The 25,025-nt window shown below is 61.2% G+C and carries 25 protein-coding genes and 1 pseudogene; 11 read left to right on the top strand and 15 right to left on the bottom strand.

Features of this window, described 5'->3' with window-relative positions:
• Positions 1-44: 44 nt before the first annotated feature.
• The 3 genes from ACP7EW_RS15775 (at position 45) to fdhA (ending at position 2,843) form a co-directional block, all read left to right on the top strand.
• Positions 45-677, top strand: coding sequence for a sarcosine oxidase subunit gamma (locus tag ACP7EW_RS15775; protein ID WP_038848850.1), 633 nt, complete (start codon positions 45-47; stop codon positions 675-677).
• Positions 678-687: 10 nt separating this feature from the next.
• Positions 688-1,545 (top strand): formyltetrahydrofolate deformylase, encoded by an 858-nt coding sequence (gene purU / locus ACP7EW_RS15770; protein ID WP_426218237.1) that lies wholly within the window; start codon positions 688-690, stop codon positions 1,543-1,545.
• A gap of 98 nt (positions 1,546-1,643) precedes the next feature.
• Complete coding sequence (gene fdhA / locus ACP7EW_RS15765; RefSeq protein ID WP_016977809.1) at positions 1,644-2,843, top strand: formaldehyde dehydrogenase, glutathione-independent; 1,200 nt, start codon at positions 1,644-1,646, stop codon at positions 2,841-2,843.
• Positions 2,844-2,894: 51 nt separating this feature from the next.
• Here the strand turns inward: fdhA and ACP7EW_RS15760 are convergent, their stop codons facing one another.
• The 3 genes from ACP7EW_RS15760 to ACP7EW_RS15750 form a co-directional block, all read right to left on the bottom strand.
• Positions 2,895-3,281, bottom strand: coding sequence for a hypothetical protein (locus ACP7EW_RS15760; RefSeq protein ID WP_426218235.1), 387 nt, complete (start codon positions 3,279-3,281; stop codon positions 2,895-2,897).
• A gap of 160 nt (positions 3,282-3,441) precedes the next feature.
• Positions 3,442-3,843 carry a hypothetical protein gene (locus ACP7EW_RS15755; protein WP_426218233.1) on the bottom strand — a complete coding sequence of 134 codons (402 nt, stop codon included), beginning with the start codon at positions 3,841-3,843 and terminating at the stop codon, positions 3,442-3,444.
• Positions 3,844-3,978: 135 nt separating this feature from the next.
• Positions 3,979-4,437 carry an anti-sigma factor domain-containing protein gene (locus ACP7EW_RS15750; RefSeq protein ID WP_426218231.1) on the bottom strand — a complete coding sequence of 153 codons (459 nt, stop codon included), beginning with the start codon at positions 4,435-4,437 and terminating at the stop codon, positions 3,979-3,981.
• A gap of 136 nt (positions 4,438-4,573) precedes the next feature.
• Between ACP7EW_RS15750 and ACP7EW_RS15745 the strand changes: the two genes are divergently transcribed.
• A complete protein-coding gene (locus tag ACP7EW_RS15745) occupies positions 4,574-5,146 on the top strand; it encodes a DUF2780 domain-containing protein (RefSeq protein ID WP_426218229.1) in 573 nt (190 codons plus the stop codon).
• Here the strand turns inward: ACP7EW_RS15745 and ACP7EW_RS15740 are convergent.
• Entirely contained in the window at positions 5,143-6,030 is an 888-nt protein-coding gene (locus ACP7EW_RS15740; protein WP_426218227.1) for an acyltransferase, read from the bottom strand. The genes ACP7EW_RS15745 and ACP7EW_RS15740 overlap by 4 nt on opposite strands.
• A 173-nt stretch (positions 6,031-6,203) precedes the next feature.
• On the opposite strand from ACP7EW_RS15740, the gene ACP7EW_RS15735 reads away from it, so the two are divergent.
• From ACP7EW_RS15735 to ACP7EW_RS15715, 5 genes and pseudogenes are all read left to right on the top strand, one after another.
• Positions 6,204-6,704, top strand: a complete 501-nt coding sequence (locus ACP7EW_RS15735) for an ATP-dependent zinc protease (RefSeq protein WP_426218225.1) — start codon at positions 6,204-6,206, stop codon at positions 6,702-6,704.
• Between the two features lie 9 nt (positions 6,705-6,713).
• Positions 6,714-7,382 carry a two-component system response regulator CreB gene (creB, locus tag ACP7EW_RS15730; RefSeq protein WP_033898064.1) on the top strand — a complete coding sequence of 223 codons (669 nt, stop codon included), beginning with the start codon at positions 6,714-6,716 and terminating at the stop codon, positions 7,380-7,382.
• Complete coding sequence (gene creC, locus ACP7EW_RS15725) at positions 7,382-8,821, top strand: two-component system sensor histidine kinase CreC (RefSeq protein WP_426218222.1); 1,440 nt, start codon at positions 7,382-7,384, stop codon at positions 8,819-8,821. Before creB ends, creC begins: the two co-directional genes overlap by 1 nt.
• Positions 8,822-8,872: 51 nt before the next feature.
• Positions 8,873-10,246: a cell envelope integrity protein CreD gene (gene creD / locus ACP7EW_RS15720; RefSeq protein WP_426218220.1), complete on the top strand. Its 1,374-nt coding sequence runs from the start codon at positions 8,873-8,875 to the stop codon at positions 10,244-10,246.
• A 63-nt stretch (positions 10,247-10,309) separates the two neighbouring features.
• A pseudogene (locus tag ACP7EW_RS15715) lies at positions 10,310-10,417 on the top strand (N-acetyltransferase); the annotation flags it as partial.
• Here the strand turns inward: ACP7EW_RS15715 and ACP7EW_RS15710 are convergent.
• The 8 genes from ACP7EW_RS15710 to ACP7EW_RS15675 form a co-directional block, all read right to left on the bottom strand.
• Positions 10,412-11,041, bottom strand: coding sequence for a glutathione S-transferase (locus tag ACP7EW_RS15710; protein ID WP_426218218.1), 630 nt, complete (start codon positions 11,039-11,041; stop codon positions 10,412-10,414). The pseudogene ACP7EW_RS15715 and the gene ACP7EW_RS15710 sit on opposite strands and share 6 nt — an antisense overlap.
• A 35-nt stretch (positions 11,042-11,076) precedes the next feature.
• Positions 11,077-11,253, bottom strand: coding sequence for a hypothetical protein (locus ACP7EW_RS15705; RefSeq protein WP_426218216.1), 177 nt, complete (start codon positions 11,251-11,253; stop codon positions 11,077-11,079).
• Entirely contained in the window at positions 11,250-12,353 is a 1,104-nt protein-coding gene (locus tag ACP7EW_RS15700) for a PepSY-associated TM helix domain-containing protein (RefSeq protein ID WP_426218214.1), read from the bottom strand. The genes ACP7EW_RS15705 and ACP7EW_RS15700 overlap by 4 nt, the downstream gene beginning before the upstream one ends.
• A 62-nt stretch (positions 12,354-12,415) precedes the next feature.
• On the bottom strand, positions 12,416-14,845 hold the full coding sequence (locus ACP7EW_RS15695) for a TonB-dependent siderophore receptor (RefSeq protein ID WP_426218212.1): 2,430 nt from the start codon (positions 14,843-14,845) through the stop codon (positions 12,416-12,418).
• Between the two features lie 86 nt (positions 14,846-14,931).
• A complete protein-coding gene (locus tag ACP7EW_RS15690) occupies positions 14,932-15,912 on the bottom strand; it encodes a FecR domain-containing protein (protein ID WP_426218209.1) in 981 nt (326 codons plus the stop codon).
• Positions 15,909-16,427 carry an RNA polymerase sigma factor gene (locus tag ACP7EW_RS15685; RefSeq protein ID WP_426218208.1) on the bottom strand — a complete coding sequence of 173 codons (519 nt, stop codon included), beginning with the start codon at positions 16,425-16,427 and terminating at the stop codon, positions 15,909-15,911. The genes ACP7EW_RS15690 and ACP7EW_RS15685 overlap by 4 nt, the downstream gene beginning before the upstream one ends.
• A gap of 100 nt (positions 16,428-16,527) precedes the next feature.
• Entirely contained in the window at positions 16,528-17,235 is a 708-nt protein-coding gene (locus tag ACP7EW_RS15680) for a 3'-5' exonuclease (protein ID WP_426218206.1), read from the bottom strand.
• Positions 17,232-19,154, bottom strand: a complete 1,923-nt coding sequence (locus ACP7EW_RS15675; RefSeq protein ID WP_426218204.1) for a putative nucleotidyltransferase substrate binding domain-containing protein — start codon at positions 19,152-19,154, stop codon at positions 17,232-17,234. The genes ACP7EW_RS15680 and ACP7EW_RS15675 overlap by 4 nt, the downstream gene beginning before the upstream one ends.
• A 246-nt stretch (positions 19,155-19,400) precedes the next feature.
• On the opposite strand from ACP7EW_RS15675, the gene ACP7EW_RS15670 reads away from it, so the two are divergent.
• Complete coding sequence (locus ACP7EW_RS15670; protein WP_025857000.1) at positions 19,401-19,847, top strand: response regulator; 447 nt, start codon at positions 19,401-19,403, stop codon at positions 19,845-19,847.
• 50 nt (positions 19,848-19,897) lie between these two features.
• Here ACP7EW_RS15670 and ACP7EW_RS15665 read toward each other — a convergent pair whose 3' ends face one another.
• Positions 19,898-22,075: a malate synthase G gene (locus tag ACP7EW_RS15665; RefSeq protein WP_426218202.1), complete on the bottom strand. Its 2,178-nt coding sequence runs from the start codon at positions 22,073-22,075 to the stop codon at positions 19,898-19,900.
• Between the two features lie 266 nt (positions 22,076-22,341).
• Here ACP7EW_RS15665 and ACP7EW_RS15660 point away from each other — a divergent pair, with 266 nt between their 5' ends.
• Positions 22,342-22,854, top strand: coding sequence for a glycine cleavage system protein R (locus ACP7EW_RS15660; protein ID WP_426218200.1), 513 nt, complete (start codon positions 22,342-22,344; stop codon positions 22,852-22,854).
• Between the two features lie 223 nt (positions 22,855-23,077).
• On the opposite strand, the gene rarD is transcribed toward ACP7EW_RS15660, so the two are convergent.
• The gene (rarD, locus tag ACP7EW_RS15655; protein WP_010207032.1) at positions 23,078-23,962 is read right to left on the bottom strand and encodes an EamA family transporter RarD; all 885 of its coding nucleotides are present in this window, start codon (positions 23,960-23,962) and stop codon (positions 23,078-23,080) included.
• A gap of 55 nt (positions 23,963-24,017) precedes the next feature.
• Positions 24,018-24,992 carry a serine/threonine protein kinase gene (locus ACP7EW_RS15650; RefSeq protein ID WP_016977838.1) on the bottom strand — a complete coding sequence of 325 codons (975 nt, stop codon included), beginning with the start codon at positions 24,990-24,992 and terminating at the stop codon, positions 24,018-24,020.
• Between the last annotated feature and the right edge of the window lie 33 nt (positions 24,993-25,025).

The following is a 25,025-nucleotide window of genomic DNA, read 5'->3' as shown; positions in this document are numbered from 1 at the left end:
GGCCCCATAGGGGCCGCATTCCAAGCAGCATTCAAAGGTGCTTTATGACAGCAGCCAATGTGTACCAACAACGCCCAACCACCGGCGCCAAGGCCGAGTCGTCGCTGCATCATGCCGACCTCGCCAGCCTGGTCGGCAAGGGCCGCAAGAACGCCGGCGTGACCGTGCGCGAAAAGAAACTCCTGGGCCACCTGACCATCCGTGGCGACGGCCATGATGCCGCCTTCGCCGCTGGCGTACACAAGGCCCTGGGCATCGAACTGCCGAGCGCCTTGACCGTGATCGTCAAAGGCGAAACCAGCTTGCAGTGGCTCGGCCCGGATGAGTGGTTGCTCATCGTGCCAAGCGGCGAAGAATTCGCCGCCGAGAAAAGCCTGCGTGAGGCCCTGGGTGAGCTGCATATCCAGATCGTCAACGTCAGCGGCGGCCAGCAGATCCTTGAACTGAGCGGCCCGAACGTGCGCGATGTGCTGATGAAGTCCACCAGCTACGACGTGCACCCCAACAACTTCCCGGTGGGCAAGGCGGTGGGCACGGTGTTCGCCAAGTCGCAACTGGTAATCCGCCACACGGCCGAAGACACCTGGGAATTGCTGATCCGTCGCAGCTTCTCGGATTACTGGTGGTTGTGGTTGCAGGATGCGTCTGCCGAATTCGGCCTGAGCGTCCAAGCCTGAGGAATGCCCCATGAGCCGCGCACCTGATACATGGATTTTGACCGCCGACTGCCCCAGCGTGCTCGGCACGGTGGACGCGGTCACCCGCTATCTGTTCGAACAGGGTTGCTACGTGACTGAGCACCACTCGTTCGATGACCGGCTTTCGGGCCGGTTCTTTATTCGTGTGGAGTTCCGCCAGCCCGACGGGTTTGACGAACAAGGTTTCCGCGATGGCCTGGTCACGCGCGGCGAAGCCTTCGGCATGATCTTCGAGCTGACGGCGCCGAATTACCGGCCAAAAGTGGTGATTATGGTCTCCAAGGCCGACCATTGCCTGAACGATCTACTGTATCGCCAGCGCATCGGCCAACTGTCGATGGACGTGGTCGCGGTGGTGTCCAACCACCCTGATTTGAAGCCCTTGGCCGACTGGCACCAGATTCCCTACTACCATTTCCCCCTCGACCCCAACGACAAACCGTCCCAGGAGCGTCAGGTGTGGCAAGTGGTGGAAGACACCGGCGCGGAACTGGTGATCCTTGCGCGCTACATGCAAGTGCTCTCGCCGGAGCTGTGTCGCAAGCTGGATGGCAAGGCCATCAACATTCACCACTCATTGTTGCCGGGTTTCAAGGGCGCCAAGCCGTATCACCAGGCGTACAACAAGGGCGTGAAGTTGGTCGGCGCCACGGCGCATTACATCAACAACGACCTGGATGAAGGCCCGATCATTGCCCAGGGCGTGGAGGTGGTGGATCACAGCCACTATCCCGAGGATTTGATTGCCAAGGGGCGGGATATTGAAGGACTGACATTGGCCCGGGCGGTTGGGTATCACATTGAGCGGCGGGTGTTTCTAAACGCCAATCGGACTGTGGTGCTCTGATTGCAAAGACAACAAACAGCATCTGTACCCGAGCACTTAAACGCGCTGCCCACCCAAAGGGCAACGCGGTTCCATAAAAACAACAGCGAGGTGAAAGCATGTCTGGTAATCGTGGTGTCGTGTATCTCGGCAACGGCAAGGTCGAAGTACAGAAAATCGACTATCCCAAAATGCAGGACCCCCGTGGCAGGAAGATTGAGCACGGCGTCATCCTGCGCGTGGTTTCCACCAACATCTGCGGCTCTGACCAACACATGGTGCGCGGCCGCACCACTGCCCAGACCGGCCTGGTGCTCGGTCATGAAATTACCGGAGAAGTGATCGAGAAGGGCAGCGACGTCGAGAACCTGAAGATCGGCGACCTGGTTTCGGTGCCGTTCAACGTGGCTTGCGGCCGCTGCCGTTCCTGCAAAGAGCAACACACCGGCGTCTGCCTGACCGTCAACCCGGCCCGTGCCGGTGGCGCCTATGGCTATGTCGACATGGGCGACTGGACCGGCGGCCAAGCCGAATACGTGCTGGTGCCGTATGCCGACTTCAACCTGCTGAAACTGCCGGATCGCGACAAGGCCATGGAGAAAATCCGCGACCTGACGTGCCTCTCCGACATTCTCCCGACGGGTTACCACGGCGCCGTGACTGCGGGCGTTGGCCCAGGTAGCACCGTCTACATCGCGGGCGCTGGCCCGGTCGGCCTGGCTGCTGCCGCTTCTGCACGCCTGCTGGGCGCGGCGGTGGTGATCATTGGCGACGTCAACCCGATCCGCCTGGCCCACGCCAAGGCCCAGGGTTTTGAAGTGGCCGACCTGTCCACCGACACCCCACTGCACGAACAGATCGCCGCGCTGCTGGGCGAGCCGGAAGTGGACTGCGCCGTTGACGCCGTTGGTTTCGAAGCCCGTGGCCACGGCCATGAAGGCGTGAAAGCAGAAGCCCCGGCCACGGTGCTCAACTCGCTGATGGGCGTGGTGCGCGTGGCCGGCAAGATCGGTATTCCGGGCCTGTACGTCACCGAAGATCCAGGGGCTGTGGATGCCGCCGCCAAAATGGGCAGCCTGAGCATCCGCTTCGGCCTCGGCTGGGCCAAATCCCACAGCTTCCACACCGGCCAGACCCCGGTGATGAAGTACAATCGCGCGCTGATGCAGGCGATCATGTGGGACCGTATCAACATTGCCGAAATCGTTGGTGTGCAGGTGATCAGCCTGGATGACGCGCCACGTGGCTACGGCGAGTTCGATGCGGGCGTGCCGAAGAAGTTTGTGATCGACCCGCACAAGCTGTTCAGTGCGGCGTAAGGTTCAAGGCTGAAAAAAATGGCGACCCTGGAGGTCGCCATTTTTTATGGGTTATTTGAGGGTCGTGAGTCGCAGATAGGGATCGGCCACCTCACCGTTCTTGATCAGGCGTTTGCCGCCGTAGTCGCAATGGATCTTGCCGTTGCGTTCATTGACGGCCTCGGCCTTCAGCTCGTACTCCGGGGCTAGGTAGTCATCCTGGGTGGCTGCCGTTTGGCCTGTCCACGCCTTGCCGTTGGTGGTGGCGGTGTATTGATAGCCCTCGCCATAGGGCGCTGGAAGGTCAGGGTCTGTGTAGGGTTTGGATTGGATGTCACGGGGGGCGGGGCATTGGTCGATGCCGGTGGCTTGGGGCCGTGAAGACTGGGCTTGGCTGCGAGATGGCAAATGGTTGTATGCGTTGAAGGCAGCATAAAAATTGGGTATCAATCCGATCATGATCGTTACAGCTCCTTGTTTTGTGGCTGAGCCTCCCGGTTGAGTATGAATGGGAAGGCCAGCTTGGGTGGGCTGTGTCGATGGATGAGTTCCGCCATAACCTGAACCGCGGGTCGTGGATGTGTGGACGGTCACTGTAGGAATGCTTCGCTGGCAATTCTCACTGATGCGTAAATAAGCACGTCGCAATTTCCATTGCTTCGCAATACGTGCCTCTCCAGTCGCCTTTAGGGATAAGGTTCCACTTCAAGACCGGTTTGAGCGTGACCGAAAAGCTCGCATCGCTATTCATCGGCCCTTTATAGGTGCAGGTGACGGAGTGGTCTTGTGCTTTGTAACGGGCGTCGTGGAACGTTGAGTCAATCAGGTACGGCGCGGTAGCCTGCGGGTTTTCACCGGACCAAGTGCGCCCATCAGGCTGTCGCATCTCGTAGCGATAACCTCCGCTGCCCATGGCGTACTGTTTGATTTCCTGGGGTGTCGGACAGGTAGAGGTCGCTGCATACGCCGTATTCACCAGCGCCAGGGCGGCGATTACACCTGCAAGCATTGCGCTTTTCATAACGACCTCCTGTGGCGCGTGGGAGGCGTCATGCTGCAGGTGATTATCCGGTGTTGACTACTGTCAGAAGTGACAGTTTTTAAGACGGATTCGTGATCAACACCGGTTTTTTATTCCGAGATGCAGCGCGTCGACTCAGCGAGCAGCCAGCGCCCCCTGATAAACCGTTGGCCCCGTCGGCTGCTTGCTCAGCGACCCACCCTTGGTCTCCGAACTCACCATCAGCTCCACTGGCTCGCGAATGCTTTTCTGCTGGCGTGGGTTGAGTCCAATAATGCCTTTGCCATCCTCCGGCAACAGCCCCAGTGACACCGGCGCGCCACCCTCGGGCATTGCCCACAGTTCCAGGCTGCGATCCGGCTCAGGCGCCGCCGTGGCGATCGGTTCGACTTCGAGGTAATCCTTGTGCGCCCTGATTTGCGCGGCCGGCTGCTGGGCAGTGGTCACCAGCGTGGCGGCGGACTTGACGTTGTCCTGGGTGTAGAGCGCGCCGCCGAGGCCGGCGACGATGGCCATGCAGACGCCGATAAACACACGTGGGCGGCTCCAGAATGGGGGCTTTTGCTCGATCACTTGGGGACGGGTGGCACTCATAGGGCTGTTCCTGGCAAGTTTTAAAGTCATTGCATGGACTCTGATCCTGCCATCGGGTTCCTGGAGCAGGCCGGAACAATGCGTCGGATACCCAGTCAAACGCCTGCTTTCACCCCTACACCCAGAGGTTGTTTCGATGAAGATTTCACGCGGTTTCGCCCTTTCCTGCCTGATGACCCTGGCAGCCGGCCCGGTGTTCGCCGCAGGCTTCAGCCTTGGCGACGCGGCCAATGCGATTTCCGGCATGCAGGGTGGCAACAACAAGGCAGCCGCTGCCGCACCGTCGTCCGAGACGGCCGGCCTGTTGAGCGCACTGACCTCGCAACTGAACATCACTCCCGAACAAGCGGTCGGCGGTACGGGCGCCATGCTCGGCCTGGCCAAGAACAAACTGAGCGGCAACGATTATTCGCAACTGGGCAACAGCGTGCCGGGCCTCGACCAGTTGTCGGGCAACAACGCATTGGGCAGCCTCGGGGCCTTGAGCGGGATGCTCGGCCAGACCGGTGGCAGCAAGACCAGCGGCCTGGATGGCCTGTTGGGTAATGTGAAAAGCACCAACGACCTGAACACCGCCTTCAGCGCCTTGGGCATGGACAGCGGCATGGTCGGCCAGTTTGCCCCGGTCATCCTGCAATACCTGGGCGGCCAGGGTGCCAGCAGCTCCGTGCTGGGCAAGTTGGCCCAGGCCTGGGGCACCGGCAGTTAAATCCGCTCCGCGCGCAGTTGCTCGATACGCGCGTCCTTCTCCGTCCAGAGCTGGTTGACCCAGTTCTGGACGGTCTGGCGAAACGCCGGATCATTCTCGTAATCCCCTTGCCACAACGCCGGATCCAATTCGCGGGTGCGGATATCAATGATCACTTTCGGCACCGCGCCACTGATCAAATCCCAGAACCCCGGAATCTTCTGCTGTGGATAGACCACGGTCACGTCGAGCACGGCATCCAGTTGTTCACCCATCGCCGCTAATACAAACGCCACGCCGCCCGCCTTGGGCTTGAGCAAGCGAGTGAAGGGTGAATCCTGCTGCTTGCGCTTGGTTTCGTTGAAACGCGTGCCTTCCAGATAATTGACCACCGTCACCGGCTGGCGCTTGAACAGCTCGCAGGCCTCCTTGGTGATTTTCAAATCCTGCCCCGCGAGTTCCGGGTGCTTGGCCAGGAAGGCCTTGCTGTAGCGCTTCATGAAGGGGTAATCCAATGCCCACCAGGCCAGGCCGAGGAAGGGCACCCAGATCAGCTCTTTTTTCAGGAAGAATTTGAAGAACGGCGTGCGGCGGTTCAGCGCCTGGATCAGCGCCGGGATATCCACCCAGGATTGGTGGTTGCTGATCACCAGGTAGGACGTATCGCTGCGCAGGTCTTCGCCGCCGCGAATATCCCATTGGGTCGGGATGCACAGGGCGAAGATCAACTTGTCGATCTCGGCCCAGGTCTCGGCGATCCACATCACGGCCCAGGACATGTAGTCACGCGAGCGCCCAGGGGCCACCAGCTTGAGCAGGGCAAACACCATCAACGGCCCGATAAGTACCAGGGTGTTGAGCAGCAGTAGCAATGAGACAAAACAGCCGGTGAGCAGGCGGCGCATAAGTAACTCTTGAAATCCTGTGGGCGGGCCATGATAAGCAGCTTGAGTCTAGAGGCCAAATGCCAATTCGCCGGACGAATGTTTCACAATGTGCCGGTTATGCTGGGCTGAGCTAACTAAATGCTGCCTTTGCGGTCTAGAATCCGCCTACTTCTTTCCGAGGAAATCACTTCGTGAAACTGCTCCTTGCCTCTCTCGCCCTGGCTGCCCTGCCGGCCATGGCCGCCGAACCGACCCTCTACGGTCGCTACGAATACATCCAGTTGCCGGAGATCGGCGAAACCTTCAAGGCCAAGATGGACACCGGCGCGCTGACGGCTTCGCTGTCGGCCCGCGACATCGAGACCTTCACCCGTGACGGCGACGATTGGGTGCGCTTCCGCCTCGGCGGCAAAGACGCCTCCAACAAAGTCTACGAACACAAGGTGTCGCGCATCAGCAAGATCAAGAGCCGCGCCGATGAAGACGACGACAAAGACGAAGCCACCGTGGCCAAGCGCCCGGTGATCGACCTGGAAATGTGCCTGGGCGACGTCAAGCGCACCGTCGAGGTCAACCTCACCGACCGCAGCAGTTTCAACTACCCGTTGCTGATCGGCGCCAAGGCCCTGCGTGAATTTGGCGCTGCGGTAAACCCGGCCCGTCGTTACACTGCCGACAAACCGGACTGCTGACGGAACTACATGCCGCATATCCTGATTGTCGAAGACGAAGCGGCGATTGCCGACACGCTGATCTTCGCTCTGCAAGGCGAGGGCTTCACCACCACCTGGCTGACCCTCGGCCAGGCGGCGCTGGAGCATCAGCGCCAGACCCCCGCCGACCTGATCATCCTCGACATCGGCCTGCCGGATATCACAGGTTTTGAAACCTGCAAGCAACTGCGACGGTTCAGCGAAGTGCCTGTCATGTTTCTCAGCGCGCGGGATGGCGAGATCGACCGCGTGGTGGGGCTGGAGATCGGCGCCGACGATTATGTGGTCAAGCCCTTTAGCCCACGGGAGGTGACGGCGCGGGTCCGGGCGATCCTGAAACGCATTGGCCCAGGTGCTGCGCCGGCCGTGTTCCAGGTGGATCTGGAGCGCATGCAGATCAGCTATCGCGGCCAGCCGTTGAGCCTTACACGCCATGAATTTCGCCTGCTGCAAAGCCTGCTGGAACAACCCGAGCGTGTGTTCAGTCGCGAGCAACTGTTGGACGCGGTGGGCGTCGCGGCAGATGCCGGCTACGAGCGCAATATCGACAGCCATATCAAAAGCCTGCGCAGCAAATTGCGCAGCGTGGCTGCCGATGCCGAGCCGATCCAGACCCATCGTGGCCTCGGCTACAGCTACAGCCCGAGCAACAGCTGATGCGCCTGGGGCTGCGGATCTTCCTGGTGTATGCGCTGTTTATCGGCCTGACCGGCTACTTCGTGCTCAGCACCGTGATGAAGGAAATCCGCCCTGGCGTGCGCCAGTCCACCGAAGAAACCCTGGTGGACACCGCCAACCTGTTGGCCGAGATCGTGCGCAATGACGTGAAGAACGGCACCCTCGGCCAGAGCCACTGGCCGGAACTGCTCAAGGCCTACGGCAACCGCCAGCCGGGCGCGACCATCTGGGGTTTGCCGAAGAACCAGGTCAACCACCGTATCTACGTAACCGATGCCAAGGGCACCGTGTTGCTCGACTCCACGGGCGAAGCGGTGGGGCAAGACTATTCGAAGTGGAACGACGTCTACCTGACCCTGCGTGGCGAGTATGGCGCGCGCTCTACCCGTAGCGAACTGGATAACCCCGCCTCGTCGGTGATGCACGTGGGCGCGCCGATCCGTGACAATGGCCCGATCATCGGCGTGGTCACCGTGGCCAAGCCGAACAGTTCATTGCAGCCTTATGTCGACCGCACCGAGCGCCGCCTGCTGTGGTACGGCGCGGGCCTGGTGATTCTGGGCCTGCTGCTGGGCGCACTGCTGTCTTGGTGGCTGAGCGTGGCGCTGCGCCGTCTGACCGCCTACGCCGAAGCCGTCAGCGAGGGGCGGCGTGCCGAGCTGCCCCATTACCGTGGCGGTGAACTCAAGCAGTTGTCCACCGCCGTCGAGCACATGCGCACGCAGTTGGAAGGCAAGGCCTACGTCGAACATTACGTCCACACCCTGACCCACGAATTGAAGAGCCCATTGGCCGCGATCCGCGGTGCGGCGGAGCTGTTGCAGGGTGAGATGACCCGCGAGCAACAGCAGCGCTTCGTCAGCAACATCGACAGCGAAAGCGCGCGTCTGCAGCAGTTGATCGAGCGCCTGCTGAACCTGGCGCAGGTCGAACAGCGCCAGGGTCTGGAAGAACAGGCGAGTATCCCATTGGCGACGATGGTTGATGAGGTACTCAAGGCCCAATGCGCGCGGATTGAAGGCGCCGGGTTGCAGGTCGAGCAGTCGATTGCGGCGGATGTGAAGGTGTACGGTGAACCCTTCCTGCTGCGTCAGGCCCTGGGCAATCTGCTGGACAATGCCCTGGACTTCACGCCGCCCGGCGGGCTGTTGAAGTTCAGCGCGCAGACGCGACACAACGACGTGCAAGTCAGCCTGTTCAACCAGGCCGCACCGATTCCCGACTACGCCCTGCCGCGCCTGAGCGAGCGTTTCTACTCGCTGCCACGCCCGGCCAGTGGGCGCAAAAGCACGGGGCTGGGCCTCAACTTTGTCGAGGAAGTGATGAAATTGCACGGCGGCGCGTTGCAGATCGGCAATGTCGACGGCGGCGTGCAGGTGGTACTGCATCTCCACACAGTCTCCACATTGCCCACATAAATCGCCCACACGGGCTGCCCAGACTCTCCCCATCAAAACAGGGAGAGACCCATGAACCGCAGCCTGCTTTTCAAACTTGGCGCGATTGCGCTGCTGATGCTGGTATTGCTGATTCCATTGCTGATGATCAACGGCATCATCGGTGACCGCCAGTACACGCGTGACACCGTATTGCAGGACATCGCCCGCAGCTCCAGCTACGCCCAGCGCCTCACCGGCCCGGTGATGGTGGTGCCGTATCGCAAGACCGTCCGCGAGTGGAAACTCAATGAAAAGCTCAACAAACGCTACGAAGTCACCCGTGAAGAGCGCGGTCGTCTGTATTTCCTGCCGGATCGATTTGAACTCGACGGCAAGGTGCAAACCGAACTGCGCGCACGGGGCATCTACCAGGCGCGGTTGTTCCATGCCGACAACCGCATCAGCGGGCGTTTCGAGCTGCCTGCGCAATTGGGCATTACGGAGAATTTTGCCGATTACCGTTTTGAGCCTGCGTTTCTGGCGGTGGGCATCAGCGATATTCGCGGCATCGAGAACGCGCTGAAACTGGAGCTGGGCAGCCAGCAACTGGAGTTCGAGCCCGGCTCCCAAGTGGACTGGTTGGGTGAGGGCGTGCACGTGACACTGCCGGAGCACGACAGCAAAAAGCCCAACGTCGTGGACTTTGCTTTCGACCTGCGCCTGCAAGGCACCGAGCAACTGCAAGTGGTGCCGGTGGGCAAGACCAGCCAGGTCTCACTCGCTTCCAACTGGCCACACCCCAGCTTCATCGGCAACTTCCTGCCGGCACAACGCGAGATTACCGACCAGGGCTTTACCGCCAACTGGCAGACCTCCTTCTTCTCCACCAACCTTGAACAAGCCCTGCAAACCTGCCTGGACAAGCAGGGCTGTGAAGACTTCAACAACCGCAGCTTCGGCGTGAACTTCATCGACCCGGTGGACCAGTACCTCAAGAGCGACCGTGCGATCAAATACGCGCTGCTGTTCATCGCCCTGACCTTCGCCGGCTTCTTCCTGTTTGAAGTGCTCAAGAGCCTGGCGGTGCATCCGGTGCAGTACGCGTTGGTGGGGTTTGCGCTGGCGTTTTTCTACCTGCTGTTGCTGTCGTTGTCCGAGCACATAGGGTTCGCCCTGGCTTACCTCATCTCTGCGAGTGCCTGCGTGTTGTTGATTGGCTTCTATGTGTGCCATGTGCTGCGTAGCGTCGCTCATGGGCTGGGGTTTTCAGCGGGGTTGGCGGCGTTGTATGGCTTGTTGTACGGGCTGTTGAGTGCCGAGGATTACGCGTTGCTGATGGGCTCGCTGCTGCTGTTCGGCCTGCTGGGCACGGTGATGGTGCTGACACGTAAGTTGGATTGGTATGGGGTGGGCAAGCGCAAGGCGGTTGAGCCTTTGGAATTTGACCTGGAGGCGGTGCAATGATCGGGTTACGGGAGGATAGGCTGGAGCGGGCAAAATTGGTGCTACGGATTAATCAGCTGTTTTCTGTGGCGAGGGAGCTTGCTCCCGCTGGGGCGCGAAGCGGCCCCAAAGAATGGGCCTGCTACGCAGTCCAACGGGAGCAAGCTCCCTCGCCACAGTAAAACCTTACACCGGGGGTTGGGTCTGCTGCATCGAAGGCCGCTGGCTGACCTCGGCGTACCAGGCGGCAAGCTGCGGGTTATCCGACCGCCATTGCATGTCCGGATGACGGAAGTCGAGGTAACCCAAAGCGCAGGCCACGCTGATCGCGGCGATGTCGAAGTGGCTGGTCAGTTCGGCAATCGCATCCGCTTCCAACTCAGAGAGGCTGCGACGGATCTTGTTGCGCTGCTCATCGAGCCACTGGTCCCAGTGCTTTTCGGCTGGACGCAGGGCCGTTTCGTAGCGCACCAACACGGCGGCATCCATGATGCCGTCGGCCATCGAGGCCAGGGTCAGGCGGCGCCAGCGGGCCGAGCCGTCGCGGGGAATCAGTGGGTTGCCGACGTGCTGGTGGTCGAAGTAATCGAGGATCACCCGGCTGTCGTGCAATACCGTGCCATCGGCCAGGCGCAGGGCCGGGATCTTGCCCACGGGGTTGCCTTGCACCACCTGCGCATCCGGGTTGACCGGGGTCGGCATGCAGCCGTGCAGCGCGACGCGATCCTGCTGGCCGGTTTCAGCCAGCAGCACGCGCACCTTACGCACGAAGGGTGAAGCGGGGTTGTGGAACAAGGTCATGCTGGGAGCGGACATGGGCATTCCTCAAGAAAGGGCCGGGCTAATCTATCTCACCGCTTGAGCAAGGCCCAAGTGCCAATTGCAGCGGGAATGCCCAAACCGACCCAACTGAGCGAATCCCACAGCCCATCGCCTAGCAATGCCGCAAACAACCCGGCCGCGCTGAGCAGGCCAATCCCCAGCGGAATACCAAACACCTTCCAGAAACTCGATTGACGCGGCTTCATGCCTTGCCCGCCTTGCGCCGCACCAGCCACAAGTAAATCCCACTGACCAGCACGATGATGGTCAGCACATCCAGCGCTGCCCATAGGACTTTCATCGGCATGCCGCCGTAGTCACCGAAGTGCAGCGGCTGGGACATGCCCATGGCGTCCATGTACCACGGTCGTTCGGCGATGGCGGTGACGGCGAGGGTGCTGGCGTCGATCAGCACCGGCGTGAGCAGGTGCGAGGTCAGGTGGGTGCTGCCTTTCATGAAAACAGCGTAGTGGTGCTCGCTGGAAAAGCGCGTGCCGGGGAAGGCGATGAAGTCCGGCTCCATGCCGGGGGCGGCCTTGGCGGCGATGGTCAGCAGTTCGGTAGCCGGTGCGCGCTGGGTCAGCGGCGGGGCGTTTCTGTAGGGCTCGATCATGGCGCTGAGACTGTCTTGGCGCCAGGCGGCGATGATCAGGTCGGCGCAGGCGCTGATCACGCCGGTCACGCCCACCACCAGGGCCCAGGTCAGGGTGACCACGCCGATCAGGTTATGCAGGTCGAGCCAGCGCAGGCGCGTGGATTTGTCCTGGCGCACCGTGGCGAACTTCAGGCGACGCATGAACGGCAGGTACAGCACCGTGCCCGAGATAATCGCCAGCACAAACAGAATGCCCATGAACGCCAGCAACAACTTGCCCGGCAAGCCGGCGAACATGTCGACGTGCAGGCGCAGCAGAAACAAGGTGAATCCACCGTTGGCCGCCGGGGTTTCCAAGGCTTCACCGGTGCGCGCATCAAGCATGAAGGTGTGGGACGCGTTGGGCTCGGTGCCAGCGGTGGCGGCCATGATCGCGATCACACCGTTCTTGTCATCCTCGTCCCAGGCCAGGTATTGCAGGGCATCGCCGGGGCGATGGGCCTGGGCGGCGCTGACGAGTTGTTCGAGGTTGAGCTGCGGCGTATCAGCAGGCATTTGCGCCAGTTCCGGCTCGTTGCCCAGTAGATGATCGATCTCATGGTGAAACACCAACGGCAGGCCGGTGAGGGCGAGCAGCAGCAGGAATACCGTGCAGATCAGGCTGGTCCAAGTGTGGATGAAGGACCAGCGGCGGATGGTTTTGCTTTTCATTTTTTCAACCTTCAGACACACCAAAGCCGCCCACGGGGGCGGCCTGGGGTTAACTCAGCCGATTACCACTGGTAGGTGGCGCTGGCGACGACGCTGCGTTGGTCGCCGAAGTAGCAGTAGTTGCCATCGCAGGTCGACAGGTAGTCCTTGTTGAACAGGTTGGTGGCATTCAACTTGACCGATGCGCCTTTGAGGCTGTTGTCCAGGCGGCCCAGGTCGTAATGCACCGAACCGTCGAACACGGTATAGGCGTTGGCCTTGCCGAGCCAGGTGTTGGCCTGGTCGCCGTAGGTGTTGCCGGTGTAGCGCGCGCCGAAGCCGATGCCGAAGCCATCGAGCGGGCCAGTGTGCCACGTGTAGTCAGTCCACAGCGAGGCTTGCTGGTTAGGCATCAACGTCAGGCGGTTGCCTTTGTAGATGCCCTTTTGCACCTCGGATTTGGCCAAGGTGTAGGCGGCGATGACCTTGAGGTTTTCGGTCACGTCAGACACAGCTTCCAGTTCCAGGCCCTTGACCTTCACTTCGCCGGTCTGGCTGTTGATTTGCTGGCCCCCTGCGCCGAGCGTCGTGACCTGCACGTTTTTCTGGGTCAGGTCGTACACCGCTGCGCTCAGCAAAGTGTTGGAGCCGGGCGGCTGATACTTGACGCCCATTTCCCACTGCTTGCCTTCCGTCGGTTTGAAGGTCTTGGTGGCATTGGTATCGGCGTTGCTCGCCGGCTGGAAGGACTCGGCGTAGGACAAGTACGGTACGAAGCCCGAGTCGAACACGTAGCTCAGCGCCGCGTTGCCGCTGAAATGCTTGATGCGGTCAGTGTTGGTCGCGTCGTTATCGTTGAAGTACGTGGTGCCCTGATGCACCCAGTCTTCACGCCCACCCAGGGTCAGGCGCCATTTGTCCAAGGCCATCTGGTCCTGCACGTAGAGGCCGGTCTGCACGGTTTTCTGGTTGTAGTCGTAGAAAGGCCGCACGCCGGTTGGGCGCAGCGTCGGCGTGGTGTTGATCGGGTTGAAGATGTTGATGTTTGACGCGGTCCCGTAAATCGCACGGTAGGACGTGTCGGTGCGTTGGTGATCCAGGCCCAGCAGCAGGGTGTGGATAACGTCGCCCGTGGCGAAGTCCGCCTGGAAATTATTATCCACCGCGAACTGGCCAATGCTTTCGTTGACGTTGGTGGTCGAGCGGCTGATATCGCCCGCCGCATTTGCCGGGGAAAATGCATAAGAGCCCACGGTCAACTGCCGGAAGTCCAGTTCCGACTTGGTGTAGCGCAGGTTCTGCTTGAACTGCCAGGTGTCGTTGAAACGGTGTTCGAACGCATAGCCCAGCGCATAGTAGGTGCGATCGTAGAACTCGTAGTCCGGGTCGCCCAGGTTCTTGTGGTGGGAAACGTCACCCAGCGGCGACTTGATCTTGGTGCCCTGGATCGGCATGAACTGGCTGGTCGTGCCCGTATCGTCCCGCGTGAACTGCGACAGGAAGGTCAGCTTGGTATCCGGATCGATGTTCCACGTCAGGCTTGGCGCAAGGTTGTAGCGCTTGTTGTCGATGTGGTCGACCTGGGTGCCGGCATCGCGCACCACGCCGCTGAGGCCGTAGAGGAACTGGCCGTCATCGTCGATCTTGCCGGTGCTGGCGAAGTTGATCTGACGGTAGTTATCGCTGCCGTATTGCACCTGGATGGCGTGGCTCGACTCCTCGCTGGGACGGCGGCTGACCATGTCCAACAGGCCGCCCGGCGGGGTCTGGCCGTACACCGACGAGGCCGGGCCGCGCAGCAGGGCGAGGCGGTCGAGGTTCCAGGTCTCGGCTTTCGGGTTGGCGTAGACGCCACGTGGCAGCGGCAGGCCGTCGAGGAACTGGGTGGGTTCGAAGCCACGTACACGCATCCAGTCGTAGCGGGTGTCGCTGCCGTAGCTGGCGGACACGATGCCCGGCATGTATTTCACCGCGTCATCCAGGTTCTGCACGTTGCGGTCTTGCATCTGCTCGCGGGTGGCCACCGAGATCGAACGCGGCGCCTCGACCAGTGCGGTGTCGGTCTTGGTGCCTGCGGCGGTGCGTTTGGCCAGGTAGCCGTCGACCGGGCCCCAGGCGCTTTCATAGCTGTCCTGGCCGGTGATGTTGGTGGTCGGCAACGCCACGAGGCCTTCTGGAATCGCCACCAGGGTGTAGGTCCCCGCACTGCTCTGTTCCAACTGCAACCCGGTACCACGCAACGCTTCACGCAGCGCACCCGGCGCATCGAACTGGCCCTTGACCGGCGCCGAGGTCTTGCCCGACGCCAAGGCCGGGCTGAGGGTCAGCGCCAGGCCGCCCTGGCTGGCGATCTGGTTCAGGGTGGTGGCCAGGGGGGCCGCCGGCAGATTGTAGGTGCGCACGCTGGACGCCTGTTCCGCAGCAATCAGCGAAGTGCTGGCCAGCGGGGCGCTGAGGGCAATCGCCACGGCTAACAGGCTGGGGCGCAACAAGGTGTCTAGCGTGCGGGACATAGGGCGGCTCCTGAATGGAAATATTTCGCAATTGCCTAGGTGCCGAACGAGAATCGAAAAGTGATAGGGCAGGATGAAAATATTTTTTATTTGGCCGTGGGTGCCTTGCCGGTCACGGTCACCCACCACGGCGTGTGCTGCTCGATCTGCACCGGCAGCGTCGGCAACAGCGCGTTGAGCGCCAGTGTGGTGTCGTGCAGCGGGAAGCTGCCAGTGATGCGCAGGTCAGCGACGTTTTTATCCACCCCCAGGTAACCGGTGCGGTAACGGCTGAGCTCCGCAACCACATCGCCCAGGCGCGCGTTATCGACCACCAGCATGCCGCGGGTCCAGGCGTCGGTGGCGGGTGTGACGGTAAGTGCCGGGCCGAGGCCATCGCTGCGCATCAGCACTTGCTGGCCTTCCTTGAAGATCTGTTCCTGATTCAGCGCTTCGGGCTGGGCGGCCACGGCCGATTGCAACACGCTCAGGCGCGTAGCGTCGTCTTCGCGCCTGACGATAAACCGCGTACCCAGCGCCCGCAGGCTGCCGTCGCGGGTTTGCACATAGAATGGCCGCGCGTCGTTGTGGCCGGTCTCGACCAGGATTTCGCCTTCCTGCAACACGATCAGCCGGCGTTTTTCATCAAAACGTACGTCGATAGCGCTGTGGGTGTTGAGGTTGATCAACGTGCCGTCCGCCAGCTTCAACGTGCGCTGCTCGCCGGTGGCGGTGCGTTGGTCGGCCAACCAATAATGGATCGGCACATAGCGTTCACCGGCAAACAGCGCCAGGCCAATCACCAGCGCGATGCTTGCAAGGCCACTGCCCAGCTTGCGCACGCGCTGGCGAATGCCTTCACGCGATTGCAGCAACGCCGCCCGCGCCGGGCCCGAGGCTACGCTGAAACGCTGGTCGAGCATGCCCAACTGGCGCCAGGCGCGGGCGTGTTCTTCATCGCTGGCCAGCCATTTATCGAATTCTTCACGCTCAATTACGCTGCCGTCGCCCGAATCGAGAGACAACTGCCACGCAATCGCCGCATCCAGCACGCGGGCCGAGACGGGTTTGGAGCTGATCACCGTCACAGCGGCTCGCCATACAGCGCGATGTAGCACTGGCGAATGCCCTGGGCCAGGTACTGGCGCACGCGGGGCACCGACACGCCGAGGCGCTGGGCGATTTCGGTGTGGCCCATGCCGTCGAGGCGGTTATAGAGGAAGGCGGCGCGGGCCTTGCTCGACAGCTTGCCGAGCAGGCGGTCGATGGCCTTGAGGTCTTCGAGGATCAGTTGCTGTTCTTCCGGCGACGGGTGTTCGCTTTCCGGGATCAGCATCAGTTCGGTGAGGTAGGCCTGTTCCAGGGCCGCGCGACGGAAGTAGTCGAACAACAAGCCCTTGGCGATTGCCACCAGGAACGCCCTTGGTTCGCGGGGTTCACGCAACTCATCACGGCCGAGCAGGCGCATGAAGGTGTCCTGGCTCAGGTCTTCGGCGCGGCTTGGGCAGGCCACGTTGCGTCGAAGCCAGGCCAACAGCCAGCCACGATGGTCGCGATACAACGCGCCAACAAGCTCACTGTGTGGGTTCTGGATCGACGACAAGGCATCACCTGGTAAACGCGATGTTTAAACTAACGAGAATTATTCGCGATTGTGTCAGAGCCGTGGAGTGGGCGCAATTGGCGTCTGTCGGGAGATGACACTAAAACGATGGCGCGTGTTGACGCCGTCTCCATTGGCTCAAACGCTCTTGCAGCGCCTGTGGCGTGTCGATGTGTTGCTGGCGCGCGCGGCTGAACAGGATCAGCATCAGCTCCGCCGTGGCCAGCGCGTCGGCGCTGGCGTGGTGGCGCTCTCCCACATGCAGGTGGAAGTGGTTGATCCAATCGTCCAACCCGGCTTCGCGAATATGCGCATCCGGGCACAGCAGCGGGGCGATGTCTGCAACATCGAGAAATGGATGGGCCAGGCGATAACCCAGGCTGTCCTTGAGCGCCCGGCACAGCATGTGTTGATCGAACGGCGCATGGAAGGCCAGCAATGGGCTGTCGCCCACAAAGTCCATGAAGTCCAGTAACGCGTCGACCGGATCGCTGCCGGCGGCAATCGCACTGGGGCCGAGGCCGTGGATCAACACGCTGGGGCTGAGTTTGGTTTCGGTCCGTTGCAGCGTGCGTTCGAACAGTTGCGAGAAATCCACCGCGCCATCTTCGATCACCACCGCGCCAATCGACAGCACCTGGTCACGGTTAAGGTTGAGGCCGCTGGTTTCCAGGTCCACCACCACCCAGCGCTGGTTGCGCAAGGGGACGTCGCCCAGCGGCGTGGGTTTGCGCAGTTGTGCCAGGCGCTGTTGTTGCGCGCTGTCGAGCCCGGGCGTTTTCTTACGCAGCCAGTTGAACAAGCTCACAGCTGATACCGCAATGTCAGGCTGCTTTGCAGGCGCTGGGCCTGGCGCAGGGATTCACGCAGGATGCGCCGGTCCAGATGATTGAGGCTGTCCGGGTCGACACGGTTGGAATACGGCTGATTCTCGCGGGTTTGCAGTTGGTGCTGCTGCATGCGGGTCTGCTGAATAAAGTGGTAGGCCTCTTCATAGGCCGCGCCGTCCAGGGGCTCGATCACCTCCTTGACCACCAGTTGGCGCAGGCGCTCCAGAGTATTGTTGGCGTGGATGCCATTGGCCAGCGCCAACAGGCGCGCGCCGTCGACAAAAGGGGTCAGGCCCTGCACCTTGAGGTCGAGCGTGGCTTTTTCGCCGCCTTTACGCGTGAGTACAAATTCGCGGAAACGTCCTACGGGCGGCCGCTGACGCAACGCGTTTTCGGCCAGCATGCGTTGGAACAACCGGTTGTCTGCCACATGGTCGAGAATGCCTTGGCGCAATTGCTCGCAGCCACGTTCATCGCCCCACACCACCCGAAGATCGAAATAGATGCTGGAGCCCAGCAGATTCTCTGGCGTGGCCTCGCGGATAAACGCCGCAAACCGCCGCGCCCATTCCGCCCGCGACAGGCACAGCTCCGGGTTGCCGGCCATGATGTTGCCTTTGCACAGGCTGAACCCGCACAGCGCCAGGCTCTGGTTGATCTGCTGCGCCAGCGGCAACAACCGGCCTCGGATCGCCGCGGCTTCGGCCGCGTCCTTGGCATCAAACAGGATGCCGTTGTCCTGGTCGGTGTACAGCGTCTGCTCGCGGCGGCCTTCGCTGCCAAAGCACAACCAACTGAAGGGCACGCCGGGGTCGCCTTTTTCGGCCAGGGTCAGCTCGATCACCCGGCACACGGTGTGATCGTTGAGCAGCGTAATGATGTGGGTGATCTGGGTGGACGAGGCACCATGGGCCAGCATGCGTTCGACCAACTGGCCGATCTCGCCGCGAATCGCCACCAGGTTGTCCACCCTCGGCGCATTGCGGATGGTGCGCGCCAGGTGCACCAGGTCCACCCGTTGCAGGGAAAACAGATCGCGCTCGGACACCACGCCGCACAGGCGCTGGTCCTTGACCAGGCAGACGTGGGCAATATGCCGCTCGGTCATGGCGATCGCGGCGTCGAAGGCGCTGTGGTCCGGGGTCAGGAAGAAGGGCGCCTGGGTCATATGCCCTTCGATGGCCTGGCTGAAATCGCTGGTGCCATCGGCCACCACCTGACGCAGGTCGCGCAGGGTGAAAATCCCCAGGGGCGCCTTGTGTTCATCGACGATCACGATGCTGCCAACCTGTTGCTCATGCATCAGCGTGACGGCTTCGCGCAGCGGCGTGGCGGGGCTGCACGTGACGGGGTGGCGCATGGCCAATTCACCGAGCCGCGTGTTCAGGGAGTACTGAGTGCCGAGGGTTTCCACGGCTTTTTGCTGCACTTGCTGATTGACCTGGTCCAACAGGCTGCTGACGCCGCGCAGGGCAAAATCGCGAAACGGGCTGGAGAGTGCAAACAGCTTGATGAACGCCGGTTTGTTCAGTTGCAGGCAGAAGGTGTCTTCGGCGGCCTTGTGCTCGGTGCGCGTCGCCCGTTCGCCCAGCAACGCGGCCAGGGGGAAGCACTCGCCGGTGGTGATTTCAAACGTGGTTTCGGCGCTGTCCGGTCGTTCACCGACCACCCGGCCCTGCTTGACGATATAAAAGTGCTCCACCGGCCCGCCCGAGGGTTTGAGGATGCTGTCGCCGGGGCCATAGAAGCGTAACTGGCACTGTTCCACCAAAAACGCCAGGTGAGCGTTTTCCATCTGGTTGAACGGCGGGAAGCGTTGCAGGAATTGCAGGGTGCCGTGGATATTTTGCAACACAGCAGTTTTCCCCGCCTGGGCGAAGGCATCAGCTTTACTCATAACAATGACCGCAGTTTTTTTGTCGTTATCGTCCCTCATGGTCGACTCCTGCGCAGCGGGTGCCCATTGGACGTAAGTCTAGGTCGATACAAACGGCACACACCTAGGGAAAAACCTTACATGACTATCGTCCAAAACCCGTAGAACGCCCACTAGGCAAACTTTCCGACGAAGTGCACATTGATCGCCCTTCCGCAGATGTCTGACGAGTGTGCTGGGAGATTGATGAGAACTGCTGAGAACCGTATGTCCGACCACGATATTTTGAGTGATGCCGAGCGCGAGGCGCTGAGCGCCGTGATGCTGGAGCCTGATTTACCGCCACAACGCGTGTTGATCGTCGACGACGACAAGGACGCACGCGAACTGCTGGCGGAAATCCTGGGGCTGGACGGTATTCGCTGCATGACCGCCGACAGTGGTGAGGCGGCGTGGGATTTGTTGAAGTCGAGCAGCTCCATCGGTTTGCTGATCACCGACCTGCGCATGGCGCCCAGCAACGGCCTGGAACTGATCCGACAAGTGCGTGAGTCCACCCGTGCGGCGCTGCCGATCATCATCATGTCGGGAGATGCCGAAGCGCCGGACGTGATCGATGCGATGCATTTGAGCGTGGTGGATTTTTTGCTCAAGCCGATCGATAGCGTGAAGTTGGCGAAAATGGTGAAGCGGGAGTTGGGGATGGCGCAGTAAAACTCCGGTGCATAAAAAAAGCCCTGATCGTGTGATCAGGGCTTTTTCATTTACAGGCCGTTCTTGGCCTTGAACTCCCGGCGCCGGCGGTGCAACACCGGCTCGGTGTAGCCGTTAGGCTGCTTCGTCCCTTCAATCACCAACTCCACCGCGGCCTGGAACGCGATGTTGCTGTCGAAATCCGGTGCCAGTGGGCGGTACAACGCATCCCCGGCATTTTGACGGTCCACCACCGGCGCCATGCGCTTGAGGCTTTCCATCACCTGGGCTTCGTTGACGATGCCGTGGCGCAGCCAGTTGGCGATGTGCTGGCTGGAGATGCGCAGGGTGGCGCGGTCTTCCATTAAGCCCACGTCATTGATGTCCGGCACTTTCGAGCAACCGACGCCCTGGTCGATCCAACGGACCACATAGCCCAGGATGCCTTGGGCGTTGTTGTCCAGTTCGTTGCGGATTTCTTCGTCGGACCAATCGGTGTTGCTGGCCAGAGGAATGGTCAGGATGTCGTCCACCGACGCACGCTCGCGCTTGGCCAACTCGGCCTGGCGGGCAAATACGTCCACCTTGTGGTAGTGCAACGCGTGCAGCGCAGCCGCCGTTGGCGACGGCACCCAGGCGGTGTTGGCGCCGGCCAGTGGGTGGGCGATTTTCTGTTCGAGCATCGCCGCCATCAGGTCGGGCATGGCCCACATGCCTTTACCGATCTGCGCGCGACCTTGCAGGCCGGTGCTCAAACCGATATCGACGTTCCAGTTTTCGTAGGCGCCGATCCATTTTTCCGCCTTCATTGCCGCCTTGCGCACCATCGCGCCGGCTTCCATGGAGGTGTGGATCTCGTCGCCGGTACGGTCGAGGAAGCCAGTGTTGATGAACACCACGCGCTCGCTGGCGGCCTTGATGCATGCCTTGAGGTTGACCGTGGTACGGCGCTCCTCGTCCATGATCCCGACTTTCAGCGTGTTACGTGGCAGGTTCAGCACGTCTTCGATGCGGCCGAACAGCTCGTTGGTGAACGCGGCTTCTTCCGGGCCGTGCATCTTCGGCTTAACGATGTACACGGAGCCAGTGCGGCTGTTCTTGCGGCTGTTATTGCCGTTGAGGCTGTGGGTCGCGGCGAGGCTGGTGACGAGGCCGTCGAGAATACCCTCCGGCACTTCGTTGCCGTCTTTGTCGAGGATCGCATCGATGGTCATCAGGTGACCCACGTTGCGCACGAACAACAGCGAGCGACCGTGCAGCGTCACGTCCTGGCCATCCACGCCAGTATAAACGCGGTCGGCGTTCATGGTGCGGGTGAAGGTCTTACCGCCCTTGGCCACTTCTTCGGCCAAGTCGCCCTTCATCAGGCCGAGCCAGTTTCGGTAGATCACCACTTTGTCATCGGCATCGACGGCGGCGACGGAGTCTTCGCAGTCCATGATGGTGGTCAGCGCGGCTTCCATCAGCACGTCTTTGACGCCGGCGGCGTCGGTCTGGCCGACCGGGGTGCTGGCGTCGATCTGGATTTCGAAGTGCAGGCCGTTGTGTTTCAGCAGGATCGCAATCGGCTCGGCCGCAGGGCCCTGGAAACCGATCAACTGTGCGTCGTCGCGCAGGCCGCTGTTGCTGCCGCCCTTGAGGCTGACGATCAGCGTGCCGTCGACAATCTTGTAGCCGGTCGAATCGACATGGCTGCCGGCGCTGAGCGGTGCGGCCTCGTCGAGGAAGGCGCGGGCAAAGGCGATGACCTTGTCGCCACGCACTTTGTTGTAGCCCTGGCCCTTTTCGGCGCCGTCGGCTTCGCTGATGGCGTCGGTGCCATACAGCGCGTCATACAGCGAGCCCCAGCGCGCATTCGAGGCGTTGAGGGCGAAGCGGGCGTTCATCACCGGCACTACCAGCTGCGGGCCGGCCATGCGGGCGATCTCGTCATCGACGTTTTGGGTCGTGGCCTGGAAATCCGCGGCTTCTGGCAGCAGGTATCCAATGTCTTGCAGGAAGGCTTTGTAGGCCACCGGGTCGTGCGCCTGGCCTGCGTGAGTCTGGTGCCAGGTATCGATCCGCGCTTGGAAATCGTCGCGTTTGGCGAGTAGGGCTTTGTTCTTCGGTGCCAGGTCGTGGATGACCTTGTCGGCACCGGCCCAGAACTGGTCGGCAGTAATGCCGGTGCCGGGAATGGCTTCGTTGTTCACGAAGTCGAACAGGACTTTGGCGACCTGCAGGCCACCGACTTGAACGTGTTCAGTCATTGCTTGCCTCACTCTGCACAGCTTAAGCGCTTTTTAGATTTTCATTATGTAGTGCCAGGTTGCGCATACTACATGATGACTTGCGGTTGTGAAAATTAGACTAAATACGTCGTTTAGCGACCCACTTTGGTCGTACGGTCACAGCGGAGAACCGGATGTTCTCAAAAAACTATTGGATTGTTCCAGATAAATATAAAAATGGTACACGATTTGTTATCGAGGGCCTTCGGGTCCACCTTGTAGATTGAATTCCAGAGGGCGTTGCCATGGACCATCTTGTACTCACAATTATCGCTGCCGACAAACCCGGCCTGGTCGAGCGCATCGCGCAGAATATCGCCGCCCACGGTGGCAACTGGCTGGAAAGCCGCATGGCGCACATGGCCGGGCAGTTTGCCGGGATCCTGCGGGTCAGCGTGCCGGCAGAGCACCGTCAGGCATTGGTCGGGGCGCTGGAGGATTTATCCACCCATGGCATTCGCGTGCTGGTGGGCGAGGGCAGCAGCGGGCAGGCCTCGGCGTCCAAGTCGATCATGATGACGCTGGTAGGCAATGACCGTGCGGGCATTGTGCGCGAGATCACCGCGCTGCTCAGCCAGCAGGGCGTGAACCTGGAGAGCCTGAGCACCGATGTGCGCCCGGCTCCCATGAGCGGCGATCCGTTGTTCACTGCCGAGGCGCTGTTGCAGGTGCCGACCGCGTTATCCCTGGACACCTTGCAGCTGTCCCTGGAAACCCTGGCCGATGACTTGATGGTGGAACTGCATCACGAGGAATAATCTGCCCACAGGGTTATGCATGGAAATCTTGCATGGGCCTGTGGATAACCTGTAGAGACCCCTCGCCAGGCCACGCCGGCCGGGGCTCTTCGCTGATTGAGCAAAAAACGAGCAATTTCAAAAGCTTGTGCACAAATGGCGGGGATCAGGTTGTGGATAACCTTGGGGTGGATGTCTGCAAGTCACGCCCGCTGTGGCTTGCAGAGGTTTGTACGTTATTTGATCAGCGTTTGCGCGCGCTGAGCCAGATATCCACGCTGTACACCACCAGGCCCGCCCAGATGAAGGCAAAGGCCGTCAGCGTGCTCGGTGCCAAGTGTTCGCCGAACAGCAGCACGGCTTCGAGCAATACCAGGGTCGGTGCGACGTACTGCAAAAACCCCAATGCGGTGTAGGGCAAATGCCGTGCGGCGGCGTTGAAACACACCAGCGGGATCAGCGTCACCGGGCCGGCCGCCACCAGCCACCAGGCTTCGGACGTACTCCAGAACGCCATCTGCGCGCTATGGGCGGTCGGGTTGAACAGCAACCAGGCAACTGCAATCGGCACCAGCATCCAGGTTTCCACCACCAGCCCCGGCAGCGCCTTGACCGGCGCCTGCTTGCGGATCAGCCCGTAGAAACCAAAGGTCAACGCCAGCACCAGCGACACCCATGGCAAGCTGCCGACCTGCCACACCTGTTGCGCCACACCCACGGCAGCCAGCCCGACGGCAACCCACTGCAAGCGGCGCAGGCGTTCACCCAGGATCAGCATCCCCAGCACCACATTCACCAATGGGTTGATGTAGTAACCCAGGCTCGCTTCCAGCATGCGTCCGGTGTTCACCGACCACACATACGTCAGCCAGTTACCCGCGATAAGCGAACCACTGAGGGCCAGGATCGCCAGGCGCTTGGGGTTGTCGCGCAACTCGCGGAACCAGCCGGGATGCTTCCACACCATCAACAGCAAACCGCCGAACAACGCCGACCACAACACGCGGTGCACGATGATCTCGGCGGCGGGTACGCTGGCGATGGCTTTGAAGTAGAGCGGGAACAGACCCCAGATGACGTAGGCGCTCAGGCCCAGGATGTATCCCTTGCGGGGGTTGGCGGCTTGCATTGCAGAATCCTTGCTTAGGCAGCTAACAAAGCGCGATTGTAAGGATATTTGTCCGTCAAAACAGCTTCAATGGCTCTTCATTCAAGGCGGCCAATTGCTCACGCAACGCCAACACCTGATCGCCCCAATAACGCTCGCTGCCAAACCACGGGAAGCTGTGGGGGAACGCCGGGTCGTCCCAGCGCCGTGCCAGCCAGGCGCTGTAGTGCATCAGGCGCAAGGCGCGCAACGGTTCGATCAGCGCCAGTTCACGCGGGTCGAAGTCATGGAATTCCTGGTAGCCGTCCATCAGTTCCGACAACTGTCCCAGACATTCCTGACGATCTCCGGCGAGCATCATCCACAGGTCCTGTACCGCCGGGCCCATGCGGCAGTCGTCCAGGTCGACGATATGGAACATCTCGTCACGGCACATCATGTTTCCCGGGTGGCAATCGCCGTGCATGCGGATGTTCTTGTGCGGGGTGGCTTTGTACACCTCTTCCACGCGCTTGAGCAGGTCGCGGGCCACGGACTCGTAGGCCGGTAGCAGACTCTTGGGGATGAAATTGCCTTCAAGCAAGGTGGTGAGTGAGTCGTGACCGAAGTTCTTCACGCCCAAGGCTTCGCGGTGTTCGAACGGGCGGGTGGAGCCCACCGCATGCAAACGTCCGAGCAATTGCCCAAGGCGATACAGTTGATCGAGATTGCCCGGCTCCGGCGCACGGCCGCCACGGCGAGGGAACAGGGTGAAGCGGAAACCGGCGTGTTCGAACAGGCTTTCGCCGTTGTGGATCAGTGGCGCGACCACCGGCACTTCGCATTCGGCCAGTTCGAAAGTGAAGCGGTGTTCTTCGAGGATTGCCTCGTTGGTCCAACGCTGCGGCCGATAGAACTTGGCGATCAGCGGTTCCGAGTCTTCGATGCCCACTTGATAGACGCGGTTTTCGTAGCTGTTGAGCGCCAGAACGCGAGCATCGCTGAGGAAACCGATGCTTTCGACAGCGTCGAGCACCAGGTCGGGCGTGAGTGTTTCAAACGGGTGGGCCATGCGAACTCCTGCGCGCAGCAGGGCGCCGCGTCC

This window comes from Pseudomonas sp. DWRC2-2 (genome assembly GCF_049897885.1).
Taxonomy (GTDB): domain Bacteria; phylum Pseudomonadota; class Gammaproteobacteria; order Pseudomonadales; family Pseudomonadaceae; genus Aquipseudomonas; species Aquipseudomonas azotoformans_A.
This window is presented reverse-complemented; position numbering and strand designations above follow the sequence as displayed.

What these genes read in the sequence shown, in the direction of transcription:
- ACP7EW_RS15700 (WP_426218214.1), bottom strand. Translation starts at nt 12,353, where the DNA reads ATGAAAAGCAAAACCATCCGCCGCTGGTCCTTCATCCACACTTGGACC.
- ACP7EW_RS15650 (WP_016977838.1), bottom strand. Translation starts at nt 24,992, where the DNA reads ATGGCCCACCCGTTTGAAACACTCACGCCCGACCTGGTGCTCGACGCT.
- ACP7EW_RS15760 (WP_426218235.1), bottom strand. Translation starts at nt 3,281, where the DNA reads ATGATCGGATTGATACCCAATTTTTATGCTGCCTTCAACGCATACAAC.
- ACP7EW_RS15695 (WP_426218212.1), bottom strand. Translation starts at nt 14,845, where the DNA reads ATGTCCCGCACGCTAGACACCTTGTTGCGCCCCAGCCTGTTAGCCGTG.
- fdhA (WP_016977809.1), top strand. Translation starts at nt 1,644, where the DNA reads ATGTCTGGTAATCGTGGTGTCGTGTATCTCGGCAACGGCAAGGTCGAA.
- ACP7EW_RS15660 (WP_426218200.1), top strand. Translation starts at nt 22,342, where the DNA reads ATGGACCATCTTGTACTCACAATTATCGCTGCCGACAAACCCGGCCTG.
- ACP7EW_RS15675 (WP_426218204.1), bottom strand. Translation starts at nt 19,154, where the DNA reads ATGAGTAAAGCTGATGCCTTCGCCCAGGCGGGGAAAACTGCTGTGTTG.
- ACP7EW_RS15775 (WP_038848850.1), top strand. Translation starts at nt 45, where the DNA reads ATGACAGCAGCCAATGTGTACCAACAACGCCCAACCACCGGCGCCAAG.
- creB (WP_033898064.1), top strand. Translation starts at nt 6,714, where the DNA reads ATGCCGCATATCCTGATTGTCGAAGACGAAGCGGCGATTGCCGACACG.
- ACP7EW_RS15705 (WP_426218216.1), bottom strand. Translation starts at nt 11,253, where the DNA reads ATGAAGCCGCGTCAATCGAGTTTCTGGAAGGTGTTTGGTATTCCGCTG.
- ACP7EW_RS15750 (WP_426218231.1), bottom strand. Translation starts at nt 4,437, where the DNA reads ATGAGTGCCACCCGTCCCCAAGTGATCGAGCAAAAGCCCCCATTCTGG.
- ACP7EW_RS15745 (WP_426218229.1), top strand. Translation starts at nt 4,574, where the DNA reads ATGAAGATTTCACGCGGTTTCGCCCTTTCCTGCCTGATGACCCTGGCA.
- creD (WP_426218220.1), top strand. Translation starts at nt 8,873, where the DNA reads ATGAACCGCAGCCTGCTTTTCAAACTTGGCGCGATTGCGCTGCTGATG.
- ACP7EW_RS15755 (WP_426218233.1), bottom strand. Translation starts at nt 3,843, where the DNA reads ATGAAAAGCGCAATGCTTGCAGGTGTAATCGCCGCCCTGGCGCTGGTG.
- creC (WP_426218222.1), top strand. Translation starts at nt 7,382, where the DNA reads ATGCGCCTGGGGCTGCGGATCTTCCTGGTGTATGCGCTGTTTATCGGC.
- rarD (WP_010207032.1), bottom strand. Translation starts at nt 23,962, where the DNA reads ATGCAAGCCGCCAACCCCCGCAAGGGATACATCCTGGGCCTGAGCGCC.
- ACP7EW_RS15740 (WP_426218227.1), bottom strand. Translation starts at nt 6,030, where the DNA reads ATGCGCCGCCTGCTCACCGGCTGTTTTGTCTCATTGCTACTGCTGCTC.
- ACP7EW_RS15710 (WP_426218218.1), bottom strand. Translation starts at nt 11,041, where the DNA reads ATGTCCGCTCCCAGCATGACCTTGTTCCACAACCCCGCTTCACCCTTC.
- ACP7EW_RS15670 (WP_025857000.1), top strand. Translation starts at nt 19,401, where the DNA reads ATGTCCGACCACGATATTTTGAGTGATGCCGAGCGCGAGGCGCTGAGC.
- purU (WP_426218237.1), top strand. Translation starts at nt 688, where the DNA reads ATGAGCCGCGCACCTGATACATGGATTTTGACCGCCGACTGCCCCAGC.
- ACP7EW_RS15665 (WP_426218202.1), bottom strand. Translation starts at nt 22,075, where the DNA reads ATGACTGAACACGTTCAAGTCGGTGGCCTGCAGGTCGCCAAAGTCCTG.